This window comes from Streptomyces sp. NPDC054840 (genome assembly GCF_053611065.1).
Genome location: NZ_JBSGZP010000401.1, coordinates 995 through 6,834, shown reverse-complemented (window position 1 = coordinate 6,834; position 5,840 = coordinate 995). Strand labels below are relative to the sequence as shown.

At 68.8% G+C, this 5,840-nt stretch carries 6 protein-coding genes; 5 read left to right on the top strand and 1 reads right to left on the bottom strand.

Translation table 11 applies throughout. The features are described 5' to 3' along the window. Window positions 1-443: 443 nt before the first annotated feature. On the top strand, window positions 444-998 hold the full coding sequence (locus ACWGIU_RS25035; RefSeq protein ID WP_453709286.1) for a hypothetical protein: 555 nt from the start codon (window positions 444-446) through the stop codon (window positions 996-998). Window positions 999-1,401: 403 nt separating this feature from the next. On the opposite strand, the gene ACWGIU_RS25030 is transcribed toward ACWGIU_RS25035, so the two are convergent. Beyond that, window positions 1,402-1,623, bottom strand: coding sequence for a hypothetical protein (locus ACWGIU_RS25030; protein WP_328966197.1), 222 nt, complete (start codon window positions 1,621-1,623; stop codon window positions 1,402-1,404). 125 nt (window positions 1,624-1,748) lie between these two features. Here ACWGIU_RS25030 and ACWGIU_RS25025 point away from each other — a divergent pair, with 125 nt between their 5' ends. The 4 genes from ACWGIU_RS25025 (at window position 1,749) to ACWGIU_RS25010 (ending at window position 5,375) form a co-directional block, all read left to right on the top strand. Continuing rightward, window positions 1,749-2,078 (top strand): PadR family transcriptional regulator, encoded by a 330-nt coding sequence (locus tag ACWGIU_RS25025; protein ID WP_453709284.1) that lies wholly within the window; start codon window positions 1,749-1,751, stop codon window positions 2,076-2,078. Next, entirely contained in the window at window positions 2,075-2,515 is a 441-nt protein-coding gene (locus ACWGIU_RS25020) for a hypothetical protein (RefSeq protein WP_453709282.1), read from the top strand. Before ACWGIU_RS25025 ends, ACWGIU_RS25020 begins: the two co-directional genes overlap by 4 nt. A 611-nt stretch (window positions 2,516-3,126) precedes the next feature. After that, window positions 3,127-4,392, top strand: a complete 1,266-nt coding sequence (locus ACWGIU_RS25015; RefSeq protein WP_453709280.1) for a type IV toxin-antitoxin system AbiEi family antitoxin domain-containing protein — start codon at window positions 3,127-3,129, stop codon at window positions 4,390-4,392. 131 nt (window positions 4,393-4,523) lie between these two features. Next, window positions 4,524-5,375: a nucleotidyl transferase AbiEii/AbiGii toxin family protein gene (locus ACWGIU_RS25010; RefSeq protein WP_453709278.1), complete on the top strand. Its 852-nt coding sequence runs from the start codon at window positions 4,524-4,526 to the stop codon at window positions 5,373-5,375. Window positions 5,376-5,840 lie beyond the last annotated feature (465 nt).

Sequence of the window (5,840 nt, the reverse complement as noted above, 5' to 3'; positions counted from 1 at the left end):
GGTGCGCGGGTGAGTGGGTGACGGCGTCTGCGGAGACGCTCGGGGCGGCTTCTTCGAGGTCGGGGGGAGGTGGTTGCGCGGTGCGCAGGATGCGGGGCTCCGTGGTGTGACCTCTATCCGCACGGTAGAGCCACCCGGCCTGACATTGAGTCGCAGACCGCCGACGGGCATGCGCGCCTCGATGTGCGCATCAACGGTGCCAACGGCATCGTCATTGGTTACGAGCCTCAGCTGAGCGCCCAGACAGCCCGCGGAATGCGTGCGCGGGAGGGGTTCCGGCGCCGCGGCGGTGTTCAGTCGGTCTGGGACTTCGCCGACCCCGACCACGCGGGCATCGGCACTGTCCCTTACGTCCGCACGCCCAACCTGCCGGCCTCCGTCATCCGCGTGCAGAAGAACCCCATCGCGGCCCAGGACGGCAACTTCGTCCTGGAGGAGGGCCAGTGCAGCCCAAACGGCGCGCTCACCCGGTGCCGGAGAAGCCCTACGACCCGGAGAACCCCACCGACGCCGGGTACTGCGGGGGCTGGCACCGCGTCCTCGTGCCTGCCCATCAGTCGAGCACCCAGACAGGGGAAGGTGGCCTGACCCTCACCAGGTTCATCGTGGAAGCTGCGGCCGGTGAGCGGATCCCGTTCCAGCGGGGCGGCCACCACGGTTGGCTCCCCGCACAGCAGTGGCAGAAGTACCTCGAGGTGAACGGGCCCGCCCCGGACGACAAGGAGCGCCAGCCATCCGTACGACAGGGGGACCGGCACGACAGGTGCACCGAGGACCGTCCGGCCTCCGAGATGCGGGCGGAACCGAAGCAGAGACGTGGCAGCCGCGCGATCGTCCTTGAGTCCCGCCCCCAGGAAACCGAGGCCGCCAGGGTTCCGGTCGACGCGTCGGGCCAAGCCATCCCGCTCTGCCGCTTCGGCTGCGGTCAGCCGGCAAGCCTTCCAGGACCCGAAGGGCTGCCCGAGCACTTCTCGTGCCGCAGGAAGCACAAGGTGTGATCTATCGCCACCGCGACCGCCCCTCGCCGAACAGCGTGAGGCTCTCGCCGGACTGCTCCGCGCCGAAGAGAGCAAGGCCGCAGCGCGAAGGGCAGCGCTGCCTTAAGCCGCCGAAGGGCGGAGAATTTTCCGCGGAAAACTCGGGCGCCCGTACCGGAACAGCGCCTCGAACCGGCTGCGCTGACCTGGACCATGCCGCCTGGAATGGTCGCCGAGTTCTCCGCGGTGTTCGCAGCGGAGGCCGCCGCGACGGGCGCTACTCCCAAATCGGGTGTGGCCGTCCTGGACACCCTCCGTCCCAGCCGTCAGGAGGTCCCCTCTCAGGCTTAGTAGGCCGAAGCGTCGCCCCGAGGCCCCGTACGCCACGGCGTACGGGGACTTTCCTGTCGGGTACGCGAGGCGGTCAGGCGCTACGCATGGTGAGAAGGGCGACCAGTCCCACGACCATGCCGACGAGGGCGATGTAGAGGGTCAGGACGATGCCGGCGCAGGTGGCGCCGCGGCGCAGCCGGTCGGTCCAGTGGGGAGCGGTCGTGTGAGGCAGCGCAGCGGCGATGACTCCGGCCATGAGCGCCAGGAGAAGTCCGATGCCGCAGAGCAGGGCTATGAGTGCCCAGGTGGTCATGACATGCCGTTCTCGCGGGTCGGCCTCTCGGCGGAGGCCGGCCGTCCAACGTGACGGGCATAGTCTTACTCTACCTAGGGACCTACGTCTATCTCTACCTAGCTAGATAGTAGTAAGGTATGGGCATGGGCGAACCTCGAATGACGCTGGCCACGCGGGCCGTGCTTTCCGCGTTCTTGGCCGGCCCCGCCGACGAGCATTACGGACTTCAGATCGCCGAAGCCGCGGACCTTCCCGGCGGCACGATCTACCCGATCCTTATCCGGCTGGAACAGTGCGGGTGGCTGGTAAGCCGCTGGGAGGACATCGACCCCCAGGAAGAGGGCCGGCCCCGGCGGCGCTTCTACCGCCTCAGCGAGCGCGGCGCGCAGTCGGCATCCACTGCCCTGGCCAAACCCAAGGGGCGCAAGCGCCGGGGAGCTGTCGCGCCGCACCATGCGGGCGGGACGGGATGAGCGACACGCTGCTCCTGGCAACTGTCGAGATGCTTTTGGCCACATCGGTTGTAACCCTCCTGGCGCGCTTGGTCTTCGAGCGCATCAAGAAGCGCATGGGCAAGGGGGGAGGCATGTTCCTGGGAGAGCCCCAGGCCCCAGAGCACCGCGTCGAGGTCCTGAGCACGGACGATCGGTACAAGTTCTTCTTGGTGTTCGTCCCCAAGGGATGTGACGGTTTACAGGAGCAGCCGCCCGGGGTGTCGAGGCGTCTGGCGCTCGCACTACGCCTCCTGCCGCCGTCCCAGCGTGCCCGCTACGCGGAGGAATGGGCGGGGGAGCTGTACGGCATGGACCCGAAGCAAGCGCTGGAGTTCAGCATCAACGTCTTGAGGTCCGCACCTATGGCGGCGTTCGTGCTGCACCTGAAGCGGTTGTTGGGCCGGAGGGCCGTCTGACCTGCATCCTCAGAACCCCGTACGCCGTGGCGTACGGGGGTTTCTCATGCCCTTGTATCTCGTTCTACCCGTACGGCTGACGGGTACGCGTGGGTAGTGGCGGGTCCGGAAAAGCCGCGCTTGCGGCCCTGATGTTCGGTGCCCTGACGGCCGGGGCGCTGGCACAGCAGGGCCAGAGGGAGGGGGCAGCGAAGCGGGCCGGCCGGCCCGGCGGCGGGCTGCTGGCGCGCTTCGTGTGGCCCGTCGTCGTCGGCCAGCTGGTGGCGCGCGGGGGTGGAGGTGGAAGGGGAGCGGATTGCCGCCGCCCTCGCCGCTGACCCGGGGAATTTCGACAAGCCGGCCGAGGGGGACGCTGCGCGCACTGCTGCTGCTGCTGCGGGGCAGTGGTCCTGCTGGCCGGGCGGTGCCCATACCGGGGTGCTGGCTGGCCGTGCCCGTCCTCGCGGTGGCCCTGGGACGCCGCTGGTGGCCGGTAGCGGCTCCGGTCTCCCCGACACCTTGGAGACCGGTAGAGGAGAGGCCGATGACGGTCGACCTAACAAGGTTGAGCGGCACGAGCACCAGCGAAAGTATCAGTGGATCAGAGGGTGGCGCACCGTTACTATTGCTGTATGGACAGGAGCGAGGCGATCAGGCGGCTCAGCGTAATCGCCGCAGACCAATGGGGGCTGGTCACCGCCCGGCAGGCCCAGGCGGCGGGGCTCTCCCGCGTCGACCTCACCCGCCTGATCGACGCCGACCTCCTCCAGCGCGCCGTGCACGGCGTCTATCAGCTGCCCGGCGGGACACCGACCCCCCACCTCGACATCAAGGCAGCCTGGCTCCGCCTGGACCCGGGCGCCCCGGCCTGGGAGCGCCCGCTCACCGGAGACCGCGCGGCTGTCGTCTCCCACGCGTCCGCCTGCCAGCTCTACGACATCGGCGACATCCCCGCCGACCACGTGGAGATTTCCGTCCCCCGGCGGAGGACCACACGCGAGCCCGGCGTCATCCTCCGCAAAGCCGCGATCGACGTCGACGACATCACCCTCGTCGACGGCCTACCGGTGACCACCGTGGATCGCACCATCTGCGACCTCCTGCTCAGCCGCGCCGACGGCGGCCACATCGGCCGGGTCCTGGCCGACGCCGACCAGCGGGGTCTCACCGATACCCGCGTCCTGGCGGAACGAGTGCAGCCCTACAGGCGCGCCTACGGTCTCCCCAAGAACGCGTCGGGATCCGACCTGCTCAACTTCCTCGCTGAGCAGGCCGGCTTCACGCTGAGAGACGAGCAGCTCACCACCGCGGGAGCGCGCGCCGCCATCAATTCCGCGATCCAGGAAGCGGTGGTCGCCCATGGGACGGCCTCCCCGGGCAGGGCGGCCGTGTACGAAGCCGCGCGTGCAGCCGGGAGCCGCCACTACGCGATCGGCGATCAGTCAGCAGCTCATGCCCTGGCCCATGCCCCGGGCGAAGGACTGCGAAGGGCGCTGGAAAACATTGCCCGCCAGAGTCCTGGAAAGGCATACCTGGAAGCAATGAGGTCGGTTGGGTCACTTTCGGCCCTGGAAAACACCGTGCTGGCCCAGTGGATGGCCGACACTCCCGCGCAGCTCGCTGTCGGCAGGGTCGCGGAACTGATGAACAACATCGCCCCCGCTGCCCACATCGCAGCCCTGTCGGAGACCACGGCGCTTGCCCAGCGACTTGCGCAAGCGGTCTCCGACAGTCCCGCGCAGCTCGCTGTCGGCAGGGTCGCGGAACTAATGAACAGCAACGCCCTAGCGGAACGACTAGCGGAACTGGCCCTCCCCCTGCCTGACATCGACCTCCCCGGCCTCGAACCGGGTGGCGCGGACGCCCAGGAATCCACGCCGCCCGACGGGCCCGACTGAGCTGTAGACCCGCCGATACCCTGGGATGCCTGAAGCCAGAACCCGGGGGAGTCGAGATCAGCACCAGCGGCAAGACCTACGCCACGCCTGCCAGCTTCGAGAAAGCTCTGAAGGACCACGCGAAACAGGTCGTGAAGCAGGATGGCGGAACCGTTGCAGGGGTGATGCGCGGCTTCTTCTTCCAGCGTCTGACCGCCCGCGTCTTCACCGCTGACCCTGTTGGTTGGCTCCTGAAAGGCGGTCAGGCCCTCCTTGTCCGCTACCCGTCCTTCGCCCGACTCAGCAAGGACATCGACCTCCAGCGCCTTCACGGAACGACCGAGGAAGCCCTGGACGCCCTCCTGACCGGTGCAGCTGTCGAACTCGGAGATCACCTGCGGTTCGTACCCCAGCGCATGAAACTCCAGGGCACCGACGGCGACGGCATCAACCAGGCTTTCGACGTCTACATCGGATCCCGCAAGGTGGACACCATCCACGTGGACCTGGTGACCGGCAAGAACGTCACCGCCCACCCCGCGGACTTCCAGCTCATGCCCCGCCCCGACCTTCCCTGGCCGACCGACTGGCCCCAGGTCCGCCTCTACCCGGTGGTCGACCATCTCGCGGACAAGGTCTGCGCGATGTACGAGTGGCGCGGCACGGCCCCCTCCAGCCGGTACCGAGATCTCGCCGACATCCTCCTCATCAGCCAGAACGAGACCATCGCCGCGGCAGACGCCCACCACGCCCTGCACACCGAGGCCGCCCACCGCATCGCCCACGCCACCACCGCCGAGCTGCGCCTGCCGCCCGAGTTCCAGATGCCCGCCCAGACATGGCGCGCCGGCTATGCCAAGGCGGCCAGGGACGTGGCCGGCCTGATCGCGTGCACGACCTGGGACGAGGCGGCCGCCGCCGCCCACACCTTCGTTACTCCGCTCCTGGGCGACGTCTTCTCCGGGACCTGGCATCCGGACAAGGCGGAGTGGGTGCGCGGCTGAGAGGCTGCGAGCCAGCTCTCAGGAAAGAATCCGCCCCTGCGCGCCTGCTGCACGCATACCGATCGGGTGCGCCGCCGCCCCGGTTCCGTTACGGTCATGATCAATCCGCGCCGACATGGGTGTGCGGAACAGGCCCGGTGCCCAGCGTGCTCTGGGGCAGTACGACCGGTCCGCTCTTCGGCCCCGGTACTTCACGGAGTACCGGGGCCGCGCTGTATCCGGCCCGCATGTCCTACACGATGGCGGGGTCCTTGCAGGAAGACCCCGGGTCTTCCCGTCACTTGGACGAAAAGACTCGGGGTCTTCAGTCGCTCTGCCCCTGGGCCCGCTTACTGGGCTCGGCCGTGCGTGCGGGCGGCTCGTGGATCAGCTCACCGCATGCCCCGGAGGCGCGGTGTGGGCATGCATCCGCCCTTGACCGGTTCGGGGCGCTGGCGCCCCGAACGGCCGCGATAGGGAAGAAGC

Bases quoted from the DNA above. Each gene is read 5' to 3' on its own strand.
- ACWGIU_RS25030 (WP_328966197.1), bottom strand. From the start codon at position 1,623: ATGACCACCTGGGCACTCATAGCCCTGCTCTGCGGCATCGGACTTCTC.
- ACWGIU_RS25025 (WP_453709284.1), top strand. From the start codon at position 1,749: ATGGGCGAACCTCGAATGACGCTGGCCACGCGGGCCGTGCTTTCCGCG.
- ACWGIU_RS25020 (WP_453709282.1), top strand. From the start codon at position 2,075: ATGAGCGACACGCTGCTCCTGGCAACTGTCGAGATGCTTTTGGCCACA.
- ACWGIU_RS25015 (WP_453709280.1), top strand. From the start codon at position 3,127: ATGGACAGGAGCGAGGCGATCAGGCGGCTCAGCGTAATCGCCGCAGAC.